Here is a 16,779-nt window from a genome sequence, read left to right as displayed (position 1 = left end):
GGGCAGAAGCCCCCTAATATTTGAGATGCTTAGACGCGTTGGCCGACAAAACGGACCATATCATCAACAACTTGACGGGAAGGGGTCGTCATGACATAGAGACTGTCCCCAAGTAAATCAGCGAAAGCCTGCGGAATGCGGGCAGTCATCTTGATCTGGTCAGCGAATCGATCCAGGATGTCTTGGTGGCTGGCCACATAAGTATGCTCATCGCGACGGGCTACCGCCAGGCAGTAGCGACCATGGGCGGTCTGCTTTGGCAGTTCTTGGCCTGTCACTAGCTTAGCCCAATAATCGTAGAGGTCAATATCATGGGCATAGTTGTAGATGTCGATACAGAAGCCACCGGCTGGGCGGTTGTTGTATTCAATGGCGATAAAGTCATCGTCCGGCGTCCGGAAGAATTCGATATGGAAGAAGCGCTCCTTCATGCCGAAGGACTTGATGATGGCATGGCCATATTCACGCAACTTAGGATGGAGTTCCTTCTCAATATAGAAGGCATTGTCCTTACGCTCCAAGACTAATTCCAGTGGTGGGTAGTAGTAGGTCAGACCGGTTTCGAAGACAATATTACCCTCGGCATCAATCAGACCATCAAAAGTCGTCACCGTTGGATAGGAGACAAACTGCTCCAGGAAGTAAGAAGTGGACTCGCCCCAAGTAGCCTTGAATTGGGCCACATCTTCTGGCGTCATGAGTTTGTAGGTAGCGGCAGCCCCCACGCCATTATCGGGTTTAGCAATCAGTGGCAGGCCTAAGTCTTGGACGGCGGCATCGATTTCTGAAGTCTGGCTAACCACGCGACCGTCCACGACCGGTACGCCAGCCTTGCGGAAGTATTCCTTCATGACGGACTTGTACTTAGTTTTGGCCAAATCTTGGGGTTTGACGCCAAAGATATTGAACTGCTGACGCAGACCAGCATCTAATTCCAGCCAGTATTCATTGTGGGACTCAATACGGTCGATCGGTCCATACTTGTGGAAGAAGAAGGCAACCGCACGAGTGACTTGGTCCAGGTCTTCCAGATTATCCACCCGGAAGTATTCAGTCAGGGTCGCTTTGAGCTCATCGTTGAGTTGGTCATAAGGTTCCTGGCCAATCCCTAGGACATTGACGCCATGTTGACGTAACTTATAGGAAAAGGGCTGGAAGTTAGCAGGGTAGTAGGGAGAAATAACAATATAGTTCATAGGGAATCAATCCTTTCTGCTAGGGTCAGGGACCTTTAGCCTACCATTCTTCGCTTAGGAAACGTAGGCAATCGGGTAGATAGGTTGCCCAGGCTTCTTCACTGTGGGTGGCATCAGCCGCAATAATTAGCTGGAGTCGGTCCTGGGGCATGCCGCCAGCCAGTAATTGTTGATAGTAGCTGAGGGAGGCGTTGATGTAGATTTGCTTCATGTTACCGTGGGTCAGGTCGCGGTCGGTGTCGTCCCCTTCCTGGGTCCCCACTTGGATAAAGATGCGTTGGCTAGGGTCTAGCTTTTGACGGCTAATGTAGCGATTGAAGGCTTCGACGGTTAACCAGGAGGCACTAGAGAAGACCCCTAGGTTACCAATCTGGTCCGCATATTCCAAGCCCATAAATTGGGTGATATTGCCGCCCAAGGAAGAGCCGGCCATGGCTGTGTGGCGTTTGTCAGGCTTGGTCCGGTAGTGGCTATCGATAAAAGGCTTGACTACATTCATGACGAAGTCAGCATAATTCAGGCCCTTGCCCCCAAGGCGCATTCCTTCAGGAATCGGGGTGTTGGTGAAAGGCCAAGGTGAATATTCGTTGAGGCGGTTTTCGTTATCATTGTCAATCCCGACCACAATCATTTGGGGGATGTCAGGATTCTTCTTAATGGCTGGAATAATTTTCCAGGAGTGGCCACTGAAGGATTCGCGGCTGTAGAAGACATTCTGGCCGTCATGGAAGTAGAGAACAGGGTAGGACTTGTTCTCGTTCTTCTGGTAATCCTTAGGTAGGAGGACCCGAATGCGACGGGGTTTGTTGGTATAAGGGACAGTTAATTCATGGGTATGCATTTCTAGGTAAAAATAGGCTGCGTGATGCATGGCAGGGCTCCTTTCTTAGTCCTCCATATTTTAACATGAAGCCAGGGTCTAGGCTAGGAATTTTTGGCCGGGTCAAGCCTTGAGAATATAAAGAAAGTGTGAAGAAGGCTAGAAAGTTCTAGGACGAGGTCAAAACCTAGGCTTATAGGGACTTAATTCTATCCTAAAAGATAGTCAGTCTATGAAAAGTGCCTACTAGTTTTTACTAGGGTAAGCTTCTTATAATATAGATGTCTTTATCTCTCTATCCCAACGAAAGGAGTTTATGATGTATCAAGAAACTTTTGATTTAGAATCTGTCACACTCAATGTGATTAATTTGCCCTATATGGTGGCCTTCTATCAGCAGGCTTTAGGGATGGCTATCTTAGAAGAAAGCCCTGAGCGAGTGGGCTTGGGCATCCAAGGCAGTGACCGGCCTCTGCTTTACCTAGAAGCAGTGAGCGCGCCACAGGAAAGCCAAGCCCGTTATGGCCTCTATCACGTGGCCTATCTCCTACCAAGCCGAGAGGACTTGGGGACTTTCCTCGTTCATGCCATCAAGCAGGCCCTGCCACTGATTGGGGCTTCAGACCATGGCTACTCTGAGGCCATTTACCTAGAGGATCCGGAAGGCAATGGCATTGAAGTCTATCGCGATAAACCGGTAAGCCAATGGGAGATTGAATCGGACGGGCGCATCCCAGGCGTGACCCTAGAAATGGACGGTCAAGGCGTCTACGACAGCGCCAAGCCACTTGATGGCCCTTATAAAATGCCCGAAGGCTCTCGTATTGGTCATATTCACCTCAGTGTCCAAGATAGTAAGCGAGCGGCCGTCTGGTGGAACCAAGTCTTAGGTATGGAGACTAAATTCCAGATGTCTTCAGCGGCTTGGATGTCATCTGGGACCTATCACCACCAGTTAGCTGCCAACCAATGGGCAGGTAGCCGTCTAGCGCCACAAGAACCAGACCAAGCAGGACTTAAGCATTTTAGTATTGTCGCTAGCTCGCCTCAAGAAGAGGCCGCAATCGTCAAGCGCGCCCAAGATTTGGGGGCTAAAGTGCAAGCTCTAGAAGGGGGCTGGCAAGTAACCGATAGCAATGGCATTAGCCTAGTTTTACGGAGTTTGTAAGCTTGTCCATACCTTTGCTTTACGCTATAATAGTGTAGCGTAAGGAGGTTATGGCATGAAATTCTATTCTTATGACTATATGAAGAGTCGAATTAATATAACGGACTGGCTCCAATTGACCATTTTCGTTGGCTTGGCTATCTTAATTGGCTTGGCTATATGGTTTTACTACCATCGCAACAAGGATTCTAAGTACCGTGAATTAGCTATTATTGGGATTATCTGCTTCTTTATTTTAGCTGGGACTCGTTGGCAAGATGCGCAAGCTAAGCAAGCAGCCATTAGCCAATATTCAGGGGCTAGTCACTTGATGGAACAGGTGGCTGAAGATTTGGGGACTAAGCCCGAATTGCTCTATCTTAATACGGAAGCAGCGGCCGACGGAGGCATTATCAAATCCGGTGACCGCTACTATCGGACTATCATCGATAGAGAAGGACACTATATCCTTGAGGAAATGGCAGTTCAGCTGCCTAAGATCGAATTGGTGGAGGTAAAGCCATGACATTAAATTTTTTAGATATCGCCATTAAGCTAGCCTTAGGCGTGTTGGCCTTGGTTGTAGTCATTAATTTGACAGGTAAGGGCAATTTGGCGCCGGCTTCGGCCAGTGACCAGGTCCAAAACTATGTCCTAGGGGGCATTATTGGTGGGGTTATTTATAACCCTGGTATTTCTATCCTGCAATTTTTAATTATTCTCATGATTTGGTTAGTGCTAGTTCTGAGCTTTAAATGGCTGAAAACCCACAACCAACTTCTTAAGAAGACCATTGATGGGGAACCAACGGATTTGATTAGCCGTGGCGTCATCGATGTGGAGGCGACACGAGCAGCAGGTCTAACAGCTCAAGATTTGGCCTTCAAATTGCGTAGTCAGAATATCTACTCTATCAAGAAGGTTAAACGGGCTGTGATTGAACAAAATGGCAGCCTCAATATTGTGGTTTATGGTGAGGAAAATCCTAAGTATCCGCTAATTACAGACGGGCATATTCAATACAAAACCCTGGATTCTATTGACAAGACCGAAGAATGGCTGATGCAAGCTATTGCCGAGGCAGGGCAAGAAGATGTGGCCAAGATTTTCTTGGCAGAATATATTGATGGTAACATCACCATAGTGGAATACTAGCCATGCGTCTGGATCAAGTCATGAATCAGGCGGGACTAGGTTCCCGTAATCAAGTTAAGCGACTACTCAAGAGTTGTCAGGTACAAGTCGATGGCCAAGTGGAACGTCGCCCCAACCGTAATGTGGATCCTGGCTTGCAAGAAATCAAAGTCCAGGGAAGAATCTTGACCCAGCCGGCTGAGACCTATTGGCTATTACATAAGCCTCAGGGAGTCTTAACGGCAGTCACGGATAACCGCTTCACTACGGTCATTGACTGCCTGGCTCCTCAAGATCAGGCACCAGGCCTATATCCGGTAGGCCGTTTAGACCGTTCTACCACCGGCCTGGTCTTTCTGACCACCAACGGCCCTTTGGGTTATCGCATGTTGCATCCCCAATACCATGTGGAAAAGGAATACCAGGTAGTGGTCAATGGACCGCTAAGTCAGGACCATGTGGCTAGTTTTGCCCAAGGCATTCTGATTGATCAGGATCAGCCCTGTGCGCCAGCCCACTTGGTAATTGAGGCCTCTGGTCCGCTAGAAAGTCGGGCTCGCCTGACCATTCGGGAGGGCAAGTTCCACCAAGTCAAGAAGATGTTCCTGTCGGTAGGTGTCAAGGTGACGCAGCTTCACCGTCTGCGCATGGGCCACCTAGTCCTAGACCAGGACCTAGCCCCTGGTGCCTATCGGCCGCTTAAGCCAGAAGAACTGGCACAATTGAAGCACTATCTTTAAGGATAGTAATGGGAAATATTTAGCAAAAAGTCGATAATCGTTGAGAAAATAGGCTTTTAGCCGTATAATGTATAGTATCAAAAAATAGAGTGAGGAGTGTTGAGCGTGAAAGAAATCGTCATTGTCGGTGCCGGTTATGCCGGTATCTCGGCCGCCCGTAAGTTGGGCAAGACCTTCAAGAATGACGCGGATGTTAAGATTACTTTGGTAGATAAGCATGCCTACCATACCTACATGACTGAATTGCATGAGGTAGCGGGGGGACGTGTGGAAGCTAACGCGGTCAAGTATGACTTACAACGTATCTTCAACAAATACAAAAAAGTACAATTAGTAACAGACACGGTTGTCGGGATTGATGAAGCCACTAAGACAGTCCAAGGTGAAAGCTACAGCTATCATTATGATTATTTGATTTTAGCCATGGGTGGCGAAGCTAACGACTTCGGCGTCGCAGGTGTTAAGGAAAATGGCTTTACCCTCTGGTCACTGGCGGCAGCAGAGCGCATTCGAGCTCACATCAAGGAATGCTGTGCCAAGGCCGAACACGAACCTAACCAAGCTAAACGTCGTGCCTTACTCAGCTTCATCGTCTGCGGTGCAGGCTTTACTGGGGTTGAAATGGTCGGTGAGCTGATCGAATGGGTTCCTCGCCTAGCGAAGGATTACCACTTAGATGAAGAAGAATTCTCTGTTCATTTGGTAGAAGCCGCGCCAAAAATCTTGGCTATGGTGACTGACAAGGAACAAGACAAGGCCATGCGTTACATGACCAAAGTCGGTATCAAAGTCTCAACTGGTGACGGGATTCAAGCTGTTAACAAGCATAACGTAGAGTTAGCGTCAGGCAAGACCATCGACAGCTATACTACGATTTGGACCGCCGGGGTGCAAGGTAATACTGAAGCTAAGGTCTTTGGTTTAGAAACGGGCCGTGCTAACCGTCTGGTAGCAGACCAATACATGGAAGCTAAGGACCACCCAGGTATCTATGTGGTAGGGGACTTGGTTTACTATGAAGATCCAAATGAAGGCGGTCGTCCAACGCCTCAAATCGTTCAGGCAGCTGAACAAACTGGGGAAACCGCGGCCCACAACATCATTGCCGATATCAAAGGAACTGAGAAACACGCCTACAAGGGTAAATACGATGGCTTTATGGTCTCTATTGGCTCCCGTTACGGGGTGGCCTTCCTCATGGGCAAATGGCATTTGACTGGCTTCTTCGCTATGTTGATGAAGCACTTAGTCAATGTGCTCTACTTCTTCACCATTCGTTCCTTCTACTACATGTGGACCTATGTCCGTCATGAGTTCTTCAAGATTAAGGACAAACGCAACATTTTCCGCGGGCATTTAGCTGCTCACGGTAACATCCTCTGGTCCGTGCCATTGCGTTTCTTCTATGGGTCTGTTTGGCTCTTAGAAGGGCTTAAGAAGGCCTTCGGTCTCTGGGGAACCACTAACTGGTTTGGGGACAAAGTTGTCTTCCCATTTGCCTGGTTACAAGAAACTGCAAATGCTGCAGCATCAGCTGTGACTTCTGGGGCCTCTGAGGCAGCTAGCTCTGTGTCATCGGTTGTGACCTCTGGCGCTTCTGAAGCCGTTAGCTCTGTATCTTCTGCCGTGACTTCTGGGGCCTCTGAAGCAATGAGTTCTGCAGCTAGTTCTGCCGGCGGGGCAGTCGCTCAAGCCAGCCATGCGGTCTTCGGCCTCAGCTACGCTTATGGGGAAAGTCCAAAACCAGTCTTAGACGGTATGCCAGATTGGTTTGCGGCTATTATGCGCTTCTTCGTGCCTAACCGCGACGTGGCTCTCTTCATGCAGAAATTCATGACCGTTATGGAAATCTTAATCGGCTTGGCCTTGATTGCAGGTCTTTTCGTCTGGTTAATCAATGCTGGGACTGTACTCTTGGTTACTATGTTCTGCCTCTCAGGTATGTTCTACTGGGTTAACATCTGGTTTATTCCAGTTGCCATCGCCCTTATGAATGGCTCGGGTCGGGCCTTTGGTCTGGACTACTGGGTAATGCCTTGGTTAGGTAAGAAGCTGGATCGTTGGCTCTATGGCCGCACCAGTCACCACTATGGTCCACCAGCCTAAAAAATCAAGTAAATAAGGAGGCCCCCGTGTGGGGCCTCGCTTTGTAAGAGGAGCTTCTTATCCTCTCACTTTCTAGAAAGGAGGCCAACCATGGTTCACCCGATATGGGAGTCTTTACCATATATTCAAGAGGAGCTCGTGGCGGTCAAAGCTCTGATGAAGTCAGAGCTCCAGCTTAAAATCCCGGATGTCCGGGAGAAAATTCTGGCCTATATGGATGCCCCAGGCAAGTACCTGCGGGCCGGACTCTGTCTGGCCATGGCCCAGCTGACTCCAGAAGGCATCACCCAGTCCAAACGCTATATTGCGGCAGCCATTGAGGTCCTACATTTGGCCACGCTCATTCATGACGATGTCATTGATGAGGCGGATACTCGCAGGGGCATTGAGGCCCTCCATATTCAAAAGTCCAACCGCCTAGCCATCTATGCGGGAGACTATCTGATGACCTATGCGGCTCGCTTGATTCAAAAGAGCCAACAGGAATTTGACCGCAATCCTCTGGATGCCTGGGTGATGGAGGGGATTCTGATAGGGGAGCTTAACCAACTTGCCAACCAATACCGTCAGGGCATGACCATGTATGATTACCTACGGCAGATTCGAGGCAAGACGGCCCTCTTATTTGCAGCCGCGACTTTCTTTGGCTACTATAGCTTGAATCAGTCGGCCTTGCAGAATCGTCAGGCCTTCTATCTGGGCCAAGCCATTGGCATGGCCTTCCAACTCAGGGATGACTTAATTGACTACCAAGTGGATGTCGAGCTTAGTGGCAAACCCCGTATGCAGGATGTTCAAAATGGTATCTATACGGCGCCCCTAATTTTAGGCTTGCAGGAGGATCCAAGTTTGCGCCAGCAACTTAAGGAGCGGGGCCAGCCTTGGAGCCAGCAGGAGCTAGACCGGCTCTATCAAGCCCTAGTCGACTTAGGGACTTTGACAGAGACGGAGCGCCTGGTAGACAACTATCTAACCAAGGCTGAAAAACGCCTAAGAGGACTAGGGGGCAAGCAAGAAAGCCAAACACTGGTCAACTTACTCAATCAAGTTATGAGAGGACACTTTTGACAGGGGCTTGTCATGGACAAGGGCTTGGAATTGCGTTAAACTATAAGATGTAAACATATACAGTAAAGGGGTAATTAGAATGAAAAAATCATTGTTAAAATCAACCATGCTCTTAGCAGCAGTTTTATCTCTGGGGACTAGCTTATCTAGCGTAGTTTTAGCGGAAGATGCTAAACCAGCTGCAACCACTACTTTTGAAGTCAAAGACTTGAAAGACGGCGAATATACCGCTGTGTCTGACGCTGACGAACGTGGCTGGAAACTCCACCACACCATCGTGGTCAAAGACGGTAAAGTGGCTTCTTCTAACTACGACTATGTCAACGACAAGGGCGAGAAGAAATCTGAAAACGCTGAATACAACGACAAAATGAAAGAAAAAACTAAAGTTTCTGCAGCTGAAGCTATGAAGAAATTAGACGAAAGCTTGGTTAAAGACGGCAAGGCTGACGTAGTGACTGGTGCAAGCCACACTAGCGAAGTTTTCTTCTTCTCTACTAAGGTACTCTTGAAACAAGCCAAAGAAGGTAAGACTGGCGAAGTCAACATCTCTAAATTACCGCTTCAAGATGGTGAATACACTTTGGAAGCACCAGCTGACCAACGTGGTTGGACTACCAAGTTCGTCCTCACTGTCAAAGACGGTAAAGTAGAAAAAGCAGACTACGACATGTACAAAGACGGCAAACGTAAGTCTGAAGATGCTGACTACAACAAGATGATGGCTGACAAGGCTAAAGTCTCTTACGCTGATGCAGTTAAGCAATTGAACGAAGCCTTAGTTAAGTCTAGCAATGCCAATGTGGATGTTGTGACTGGGGCAACCAACACAACTAACGCCTTCAAGACCTATGCTAAACAATTGTTAGAAGCAGCCGCTTTAGGTGAAAAAGAAGTCATCAAAGCTGCCGTTGTTGGCGAATAATCAGAAGTGAAGGGAGGCTGGGATTGTTCCCGGCCTCTATTTTTATGGCTCCAAGCAGAGCCTGCCTGATCTATCAGGTAAGATTAGTTAGGTGGTAGGCCAGATAAACTGCCACCAAAAAGGAGTAAGTATGAAGAAAACAACTATAATGCAAGGCTTGGCTTTGGGCTTCTTAATCTTAGGCTCCTTGAGTCCCGTTTGGGTCAGTGCTGAGGAGACCAGCAGTAGCACCAGCCAGTCTGCTAGCAGCACCAGCTCTGAAGCGAACCCTGAGCCCTTGCCAGTGGTGACCACGCCCTTGATGCGGGCTGAGACCAAGCTCCATACGGCAGTCACCTTGCAAATTTTCCATGAAGGGTCAGAGGCCGAAGCGGCCATGACCGAAGCCTATGACTACATGGACCACATGGAGCAATTGCTATCCACCAACTTGGAAGGATCGGATGTCTACCGAATTAACCAGGCGGCAGGCCATGAGGCGGTCAAGGTTGATCCCGCCACCCTGACCATCATTAAGCAAGCCCTGGAAACGGCGGAAATATCCGGCGGGCGCTTCGATATTTCCATCGGGGCCGTGTCCAATCTCTGGAAAATTGGCGATGTAGATGCGCGCAAGCCCAGCGACCAGGAAATTCAGGCAGCCTTGCCTAAGATTGACTACCACAAAATCACCCTAGATGAAACAGCCCAAACGGTGCGTCTGGAAGAAGAGGGTATGGCCCTAGAATTGGGTGGGATTTCCAAGGGCTATATTGCCGACGGCATCCGCAATATCTTGGCCAAACACGGGGTCAATACGGCCATTATCAACCTAGGTGGTAATGTCATTGTTATGGGCACCTCGCCATCCAGTCCGGAAGGTTGGAATGTTGGAGTTCAAGACCCTGATGAGGTCCGGGGGCAAGTTGTGGGAACCAAGCGGGTCATCGACGGGACAGTCGTGACTTCTGGAATCTATGAACGTTATGTGGAAGTGGACGGTGTCCGCTATCACCATATCCTGGATCCTAAGACGGGCTACCCGGTGGATAATGACCTGTCGGGGGCGACTATTTTTACCAAAGTATCGCTCAAGGCCGATGCCCTGTCGACCACGCTCTTCCTCTTGGGGACCAAGGATGGATTGGCCTTTATTGAGAGCCTAGATGGGGTTGAAGCGGTGCTGATTGATAAGGATCACGGGGTTCACGTGACCTCTGGCCTCAAGGATAGTTTCCAACTAACGAATGAGGGGTATCATCTTGTTGAAGATTAAGCAAAAGCTAGCGATTTTCTTTGAATTTGTTGAGCTCAGGACCAAGGTGGCCAGCGTCTTTCCCATGCTGGCGGGATTCTTGTGGACCTATTATCACTTGGGACGCTTCAATTGGGTTAATGCTAGCCTCTTCGCCTTGGCGGTGCTGAGCTTCGATATGTGTACGACGGCCATTAATAATGCCGTTGATTACCACAAGGCCGTGGACCTGGATTACAAAACCAGCGAAAATGTCATTGGGGTCCATCAATTAGATTTTAGTCAAATGGTCCGGATTATTTTTGGCCTTTTGGCCTTCTCGGTTATCGTCTCCCTGGTCATTGTCAGTCGGACCGATGTCCTCCTGCTAGTTCTAGGAGGCCTCTGCTTCCTAATAGGGATTGGTTATACCTATGGGCCTATGCCCTTGTCGCGCCTGCCCCTAGGGGAAGTCTTCTCAGGCCTTACTATGGGTTTTGGCATCTTCTTCCTAGCCGTCTACATGACCGCCTACGACCAGTTGTTGTGGAGTCAGTGGTCAGGTGGGATGGTGACCATTGGCTGGAACTGGGCCCTGACTCTGGAGCTCTTTTGCTACAGTCTGCCCCTAGTCAGCTTAATTGCCGGTATTATGCTAGCCAATAATACCTGTGACTTGGAAGTGGATATCCGTAACCAACGATTCACCTTAGTTTATTACTTAGGCAAAGCGCGTGCGCTAGCCCTCTATACTGGCTTGCAAGTTCTGCCTTGGCTAGTCTTATTGGGGCTAGCCCTGATCGGTCGCCTGCCAATCTGGGGTTTGGTGACTTTTGTTGGCCTGGCCCTTCACTGGCCCAAGGTCGCAGCCTTCCGCGCTAAACAAGTTAAGCGCGAAACCTTCGTCCTCTCGGTCCAATCCTTTGTCCTAGTGGCCAGCCTCTATTGTGCCTGGTTGCTGCTGGGCATCCTCTTGCCTTAACTAAATAAATAGCCTCCCTAGCTTGGATGACAGGTCCAAGCCAGGGAGGCCTTTTTGGGTATTAAAGCCTATGCTATAATAGGATAAAAGGGGTGATAGGATGAAAGCAGGGCGTCTCTTAGGAATCTTGCATTATTTGTTGGCTCATGGCCGGACGCCGGCCCGAATCTTGGCCCAGCGTTTTGAGGTGACGGAGCGGACCATTTTGCGGGATATGGATGATTTATCGGAATTCGGCATGCCAGTTTATGCCATCCAGGGCCAAGGGGGAGGCTGGGAAATTGACCGGCGCTATGTCTTGCCGGCTGGCCTGCTCCAAGAGCAAGAGCAGAGCCAGATTCTGGCCGCACTTGAAGCCAGTCAGGCTGACGCTGGATTACTAGATAAGTTGCGAGCCCATTTCAAAGGCAGTCAAAAAGCCGACCACTGGCTCTTGGTGGACCAAACTACTTGGCATCAAAGCCCCCATCTGTCTCGTGACTTTGATTGGCTCAAGCAGGCTATTTTGGAGCGTCACTTGGTGACCTTTCGCTACTGTTCCAATCAAGGTAGCTGGAGTCAGCGGCAGGTGGAGCCAGCTCGGCTAGTGCTCAAGCACTATCGCTGGTATCTCTATGCCTGGTGCCGGGAACGGCAAGCCTTTCGCTATTTTAAGTTAAGTCGTATGCAGGACCTCCAAGTCTTGGCACAAGGCTTTGATGCGGATTATAGCCACTTGGACTTGCCCCAGACTCTGTTTGAGTCAGACTTAAGTCCAGTCAGTCTACGCTTTGATGATCAGGTGGCCTATCGGGTCTATGATGATTTCGCCGGACTAGCGGTCAAGGATGACCAAGGCGGCCTCCTAGTGCAGACCCAGCTGCCAATTAATCAGGACTTGGTGGCCTACCTCTTATCATACGGTGCTCATGTTCAAGTCCTAGCCCCTCAGTCACTCGCCCAAGCATTCCAGCATCAAATAAAAGAAATGTAGCAAAAAACTCAACCCTGACAGAAGATGTCGGGGTTAGCTTGCTATACTAGATATATCAAAGAGATAAAGGAGGAACTGTCATGACCTATGATGTCAAAAAAGCCGAACCCCACTACAAGGCCAAGGAGATGCCGTCTCTAGTGACCGTGCCTAGCCAACGCTTCTTGCAGATGACGGGGCAGGGTGACCCCAATGAGGAAGGGGGCGCCTACAGTCAGGCGCTGGCCATTCTCTACGGTGTAGCTTACGCCCTCAAGATGTCCTACAAGACTGACTATGTCATTCCCGACTTCCAGCAATATGTGGTCGCGCCCCTGGAAGGCCTCTGGTGGCAAGAAGATCAGCTTCAAGGGCAAGTCGACTATAGTCACAAGGCTAATTTTCACTGGCGTGCCTTAATCCGAGTACCTGACTTCATCCGTCCAGAGGATGTGGCATGGGCCAAGGCGCAAGTCAAAGCCAAGAAAGGTCTGGACTGTCAGGCGCTCACACTGGCTAGCTTGGACGAAGGGCTCTGTGTCCAGTGTCTGCACCTGGGGAGCTATGATAGGGAGCCTGCCACCATGGCTAAGATGCATGCCTTCATAGAGACTTCTGGCTATGAGTTAGACTTCCAAGAGGACCGACACCACCATGAAATATACCTGTCCGACCCTCGGCGGGTGGCGCCGGACAAGCTTAAGACGATTTTGCGGGTGCCGGTTAAACCATTTTAAAAGACATCAAAAAACGAGACTGGGTCTGCGATTCAGCCTCGTTTTTTTGATTATATTTCTTTATGGCTTTCATTTGCGGCAGGTTCACTAGCATCGGACTGATCTGAGATTGGCGCATCCTGATAGCCTTCTTTCTTCATAAGACGCCGCCAGTCACTGGTCTTGACTTGCGTGATTGCCAGTAAGGTATCATCGGTCAAAGTGATGCGACCAGACGCATCGTAGTGGAAGACTAAGGTCAGAGGCCGTCTTGGTTCATAGCCATCTAAGTAGGCGACACGAACCTGTTGCTTACTATGCTTGATGGCGTAAGTTTTCATAAGGCTGCCTAGCAGCCAGCGATCAAAGCGATTCTTTTTAGTTTTGGTACTTAGGCTGAGACTTAGGTCATTTATAAAGGGTCTAATCTCTGATTCGAAGTTGTCCAAGGATTGCAATTTGCGATTGTAATGGTCCTCGTCTATGCTACGTACCAGCACTTGAGCAGTCACGGTATCACCCTGTATGTCTAGGGAGACAATCTCATAGGCGTTAGCGAACTGCAAGGATTTCATGGTGAGTTTCAACAAATCCTCGACAATTTTATTGGCGCTATAGGTCTCGGCGAGGAATGTCACTTGATAGTCCTCCGGAAAATCCCATGAGATGGCATCACGGTAGGCTTGAAGGGTTAAGTTTGCAATCTTTTGTTGCAGTTTGTAATCATCCATCTGAAAGAGGTCCATACGCTTGTTTGCACCATTTTCATAGTAGAAGGCCTGAAGGACAAAATTAAGATCATCGCGAACATGTTCTTGGGAGCGCGGCGCAGGATGAAGCGTGAGAGACTTTGACTCAATGGCGTTATCTGGCTCTGAGCGATAGTAAAAGTCTCCATTATAACGATCTGGCTTATCTGTAGCCGAAACAGATAGAGTTATCAAGAAATGCGTGCTAAATAAGACTAGGGCTAAGAGGATTAATTTAAAGCGTTTCATCGAATCACTTCCTTCTATAAATAGTTGCCTTAATTACAAGATATCAAGCTAAGGCATCTATGTCGTTTTTTTGCAACGAGGCATAGGATAAAGGCTCTTTTCTATAAATCGGTTTTCTATCGACTTTCGCTAGAGCTATCTGATGAATCACTGACTTGGTCAGAGGATTGGGAGTCGGATGGTTTCTTCCATTCGCGGTTTTTGATTTGGGTGATGGCTAGCAGGGTCTCATCGGGAAGGGTTAGGCGACCTTGAGCATCGTAAACGAAGGTTAGTTTAATCTCGTGGACGCGGGTTGGATATTCTAGGGGGACCCGGTGATTGCCATCGACATTTACCTCATTGATCGCGTAATTCTTGAGCGCTCGGTTAATGAGGAGGCTGGCTGCTGGACTCTCAGGAAGGTCCTTTGTGTATTTAGCTCGCATTTTTTCAATGTAGGGCATGATCTCCGTTTGGAAGTTTGGCGCATATTGTAGCATGGCTTCATACTGGTATTGATCGATATAGCGAACCTCAACGGACACATTGACTGTGTCGCCGTCTATTTTCAGGTCTTTGATGGCAAATTTATTGGCGACCTGATGGGAGTCCATCATCACCTTAATGCTGTCACGAAGCTCCTTGCCGAGGGTGACTGGTTTGCCTAGGAAGTCGACGCTAAAGTCGGCATGGATAATATCGCCGTATGCCTCCTTCAGGGCAGCAATACTAAGTTCAGTCAACTTATCATATAAGACTTCATCATCCATTTGCACTAAATCAGCCCGTTTAGGGGCACCAGAATTATAGTAAAAGGCTTGGAGGGCGAAGGTAACATCTTCACGTACCTGGTCTTCAGTTCTTGGCGCCGGATGGAGGGTAAGGGTGGTGGCAGGAATGGCATCGAGGGGTTCTTCGATATTGGTGAAGTCTTTATCACGGATATTGATGATTCGAGGCGCCGCTTGGACCATAGGACCGGCTAGACAGGATAGTGCTAAGCCAGCTAGTAGGACTTTTTTGAGTGCTTTCATAGAATCACTTCCTTTGTAATAAATATATTAGGATAATAATACCATAATAGGATGGGCTTGTCTTCCTTTCAGTGCAATTTGTGGAGAAATGGTGTAAACTAGTAGGTGATAAGACAAGAATGGAAGTGACAGTATGAAAGCAATCCGTCTCATGGATGTTGTAAAATATACCAAGGCCATCGACTATACGGCCAAAGATCGTCAGATTTCAATCACCAGCGTCGAATTTGATGCCCGCAAGGTGACGCCTGGCTCTCTATTCGTTCCGCTAGTAGGGGGAGCGACAGACGGCCATTCCTATATTCAACAAGCCCTTGATAATGGGGCGGTGGCCACCCTCTGGTCCGCAGATTCAGCTCAGGCGCCGAGTGATGACCTAGCAGTGGTCTTCGTAGATGATACCCTCCAGGCCTTCCAAGACTTGGCTAACTTCTACCGTCGGGACCTTAATCCTATTGTGGTAGGGGTAACGGGTTCAAACGGCAAGACCACGACCAAGGACATGACCGCCATGGTTCTCCAAGCCAAGTACCGGGTTCACAAGACCCAGGGTAACTACAACAATGAGATTGGCCTCCCTTATACCTTGCTTCAGATGCCGGAAGACACCCAAGTGGCGGTCATCGAGATGGGTATGTCCGATTTCGGGGAAATTAAGCAACTGAGTGAGATTGCCCAGCCTGATATTGCGGCCATCACTCTGATTGGTGAGAGCCACCTGGAATTCTTGGGTTCCCGTGCTGGAATTGCCCAGGCTAAGTTGGAGATTTTATACGGCCTCAAGCCAAATGGCGTCTTGCTCTATCCAGCCAATGAGCCACTTATTGAATCCGAAATGCCTGAAATTGATCAGCCAATTTACCTACGTTCCTTTGGCTTCACAGACCATGCGGATGCCTTCGCCTATGACATGGTGGAGGAAGTGGACCGGACCTACTTCAAGACTAATCTGGAACCAAACGTCACTTGCACCATTCCAGTCCTAGGGGCCTACAATGTCAGCAATGCCCTGATTGCCCTTAGCGTGGCGGAGTTATTGGATGTGCCACTAGAACAGGCAATCTTCCAATTAGCTAACTTCCAGTTGACGGCTAACCGTCTAGAATGGTTGACCACCCATCAAGGGGCGCGCCTACTTAATGATGCCTACAATGCTAGCCCAACCTCTGTCTTAGCCGTGCTTAAGAGCTTGGCTGCCCTTAACTTGGCGCCTGGCCAACGCCGAATTGCTGTCTTAGGAGATGTCCGCGAACTAGGTGAAGCCAGTGCCCAACTGCACCGTTCCCTAGCCCAAGGCCTAGCGCCAGAGAGCTTCGAGCGGGTTTACCTCTTCGGTCCAGAAATTGCTAGCCTCTATGAGGCCTTGCAAGACTGCTATGAAGCCAGCCACCTCTTCTACGAGCCAGCTGACCACAGCCGCTTAATTGCGCAATTGCAGGCTGATTTAACAGATAAGGACCTAGTCCTAGTCAAGTCTAGCTTCGGGACAGACCTCTTGCAGGTAGTCACTGCCCTAACTGGTAAGGAGACACACTAGAAGAAAAGAAGAGCGACAAGCAGGAGATAGCTTGTCGCTTTTTTTCTTGAGGCTAGCGACTGGAAAGAAAATAAGCGCTAGCAGGGCAAAAAGACATATAAAACTAGCTCATTTGCCTAGTCCTCTCAGTTGTGTTTCCCTCCTAGTCATGGTACACTAAGAGTTAGAGGTTACAACCATACAACGCGTTAACAAAGCAACATGTGTAACTTGACCGCTTGATGGCCGA

At 49.0% G+C, this 16,779-nt stretch carries 16 protein-coding genes; 12 read left to right on the top strand and 4 right to left on the bottom strand.

The genetic code is table 11. From position 1 onward, the window contains the following. Nucleotides 1-29 precede the first annotated feature (29 nt). Nucleotides 30-1,196: an ATP-grasp domain-containing protein gene (locus tag HMPREF3093_RS05615; RefSeq protein WP_070756067.1), complete on the bottom strand. Its 1,167-nt coding sequence runs from the start codon at nucleotides 1,194-1,196 to the stop codon at nucleotides 30-32. Between the two features lie 40 nt (nucleotides 1,197-1,236). After that, nucleotides 1,237-2,067 (bottom strand): alpha/beta hydrolase, encoded by an 831-nt coding sequence (locus tag HMPREF3093_RS05610; protein ID WP_070756066.1) that lies wholly within the window; start codon nucleotides 2,065-2,067, stop codon nucleotides 1,237-1,239. A 268-nt stretch (nucleotides 2,068-2,335) separates the two neighbouring features. Here HMPREF3093_RS05610 and HMPREF3093_RS05605 point away from each other — a divergent pair, with 268 nt between their 5' ends. The 11 genes from HMPREF3093_RS05605 (at nucleotide 2,336) to HMPREF3093_RS05555 (ending at nucleotide 13,020) form a co-directional block, all read left to right on the top strand. Next, nucleotides 2,336-3,184 carry a VOC family protein gene (locus tag HMPREF3093_RS05605; protein ID WP_180363276.1) on the top strand — a complete coding sequence of 283 codons (849 nt, stop codon included), beginning with the start codon at nucleotides 2,336-2,338 and terminating at the stop codon, nucleotides 3,182-3,184. A gap of 55 nt (nucleotides 3,185-3,239) precedes the next feature. Continuing rightward, a complete protein-coding gene (locus HMPREF3093_RS05600) occupies nucleotides 3,240-3,689 on the top strand; it encodes a DUF3290 family protein (protein ID WP_070756064.1) in 450 nt (149 codons plus the stop codon). Continuing rightward, on the top strand, nucleotides 3,686-4,318 hold the full coding sequence (locus HMPREF3093_RS05595; protein WP_070756063.1) for a DUF421 domain-containing protein: 633 nt from the start codon (nucleotides 3,686-3,688) through the stop codon (nucleotides 4,316-4,318). The genes HMPREF3093_RS05600 and HMPREF3093_RS05595 overlap by 4 nt, the downstream gene beginning before the upstream one ends. A gap of 2 nt (nucleotides 4,319-4,320) precedes the next feature. Beyond that, nucleotides 4,321-5,037, top strand: coding sequence for a pseudouridine synthase (locus HMPREF3093_RS05590; RefSeq protein WP_070756062.1), 717 nt, complete (start codon nucleotides 4,321-4,323; stop codon nucleotides 5,035-5,037). A gap of 105 nt (nucleotides 5,038-5,142) precedes the next feature. Next, nucleotides 5,143-7,143: an NAD(P)/FAD-dependent oxidoreductase gene (locus tag HMPREF3093_RS05585; RefSeq protein ID WP_070756061.1), complete on the top strand. Its 2,001-nt coding sequence runs from the start codon at nucleotides 5,143-5,145 to the stop codon at nucleotides 7,141-7,143. A gap of 90 nt (nucleotides 7,144-7,233) precedes the next feature. Further along, nucleotides 7,234-8,211 (top strand): polyprenyl synthetase family protein, encoded by a 978-nt coding sequence (locus tag HMPREF3093_RS05580; RefSeq protein WP_070756060.1) that lies wholly within the window; start codon nucleotides 7,234-7,236, stop codon nucleotides 8,209-8,211. 79 nt (nucleotides 8,212-8,290) lie between these two features. Next, nucleotides 8,291-9,136, top strand: coding sequence for an FMN-binding protein (locus HMPREF3093_RS05575; RefSeq protein WP_023391601.1), 846 nt, complete (start codon nucleotides 8,291-8,293; stop codon nucleotides 9,134-9,136). A gap of 130 nt (nucleotides 9,137-9,266) precedes the next feature. Next, nucleotides 9,267-10,391 carry an FAD:protein FMN transferase gene (locus tag HMPREF3093_RS05570; protein ID WP_070756059.1) on the top strand — a complete coding sequence of 375 codons (1,125 nt, stop codon included), beginning with the start codon at nucleotides 9,267-9,269 and terminating at the stop codon, nucleotides 10,389-10,391. Then, nucleotides 10,363-11,331, top strand: a complete 969-nt coding sequence (locus tag HMPREF3093_RS05565; RefSeq protein WP_143227664.1) for a UbiA family prenyltransferase — start codon at nucleotides 10,363-10,365, stop codon at nucleotides 11,329-11,331. The genes HMPREF3093_RS05570 and HMPREF3093_RS05565 overlap by 29 nt, the downstream gene beginning before the upstream one ends. Nucleotides 11,332-11,431: 100 nt before the next feature. Then, entirely contained in the window at nucleotides 11,432-12,304 is an 873-nt protein-coding gene (locus HMPREF3093_RS05560; RefSeq protein ID WP_070756058.1) for a helix-turn-helix transcriptional regulator, read from the top strand. Nucleotides 12,305-12,384: 80 nt separating this feature from the next. After that, complete coding sequence (locus tag HMPREF3093_RS05555; RefSeq protein WP_070756057.1) at nucleotides 12,385-13,020, top strand: GyrI-like domain-containing protein; 636 nt, start codon at nucleotides 12,385-12,387, stop codon at nucleotides 13,018-13,020. Between the two features lie 50 nt (nucleotides 13,021-13,070). On the opposite strand, the gene HMPREF3093_RS05550 is transcribed toward HMPREF3093_RS05555, so the two are convergent. Together HMPREF3093_RS05550 and HMPREF3093_RS05545 are read right to left on the bottom strand one after the other, a co-directional pair. After that, nucleotides 13,071-13,997 (bottom strand): hypothetical protein, encoded by a 927-nt coding sequence (locus HMPREF3093_RS05550; RefSeq protein WP_070756055.1) that lies wholly within the window; start codon nucleotides 13,995-13,997, stop codon nucleotides 13,071-13,073. A gap of 116 nt (nucleotides 13,998-14,113) precedes the next feature. Further along, nucleotides 14,114-15,013, bottom strand: a complete 900-nt coding sequence (locus HMPREF3093_RS05545; RefSeq protein WP_070756053.1) for a hypothetical protein — start codon at nucleotides 15,011-15,013, stop codon at nucleotides 14,114-14,116. Between the two features lie 133 nt (nucleotides 15,014-15,146). On the opposite strand from HMPREF3093_RS05545, the gene murF reads away from it, so the two are divergent. Next, the gene (murF, locus tag HMPREF3093_RS05540; RefSeq protein ID WP_070756051.1) at nucleotides 15,147-16,550 is read left to right on the top strand and encodes a UDP-N-acetylmuramoyl-tripeptide--D-alanyl-D-alanine ligase; all 1,404 of its coding nucleotides are present in this window, start codon (nucleotides 15,147-15,149) and stop codon (nucleotides 16,548-16,550) included. Nucleotides 16,551-16,779 lie beyond the last annotated feature (229 nt).

This window comes from Abiotrophia sp. HMSC24B09 (assembly GCF_001815865.1).
Taxonomy (GTDB): domain Bacteria; phylum Bacillota; class Bacilli; order Lactobacillales; family Aerococcaceae; genus Abiotrophia.
The sequence above is the reverse complement of the archived record's forward strand: the minus strand, read 5'-3'. Positions and strand labels throughout refer to the sequence as shown.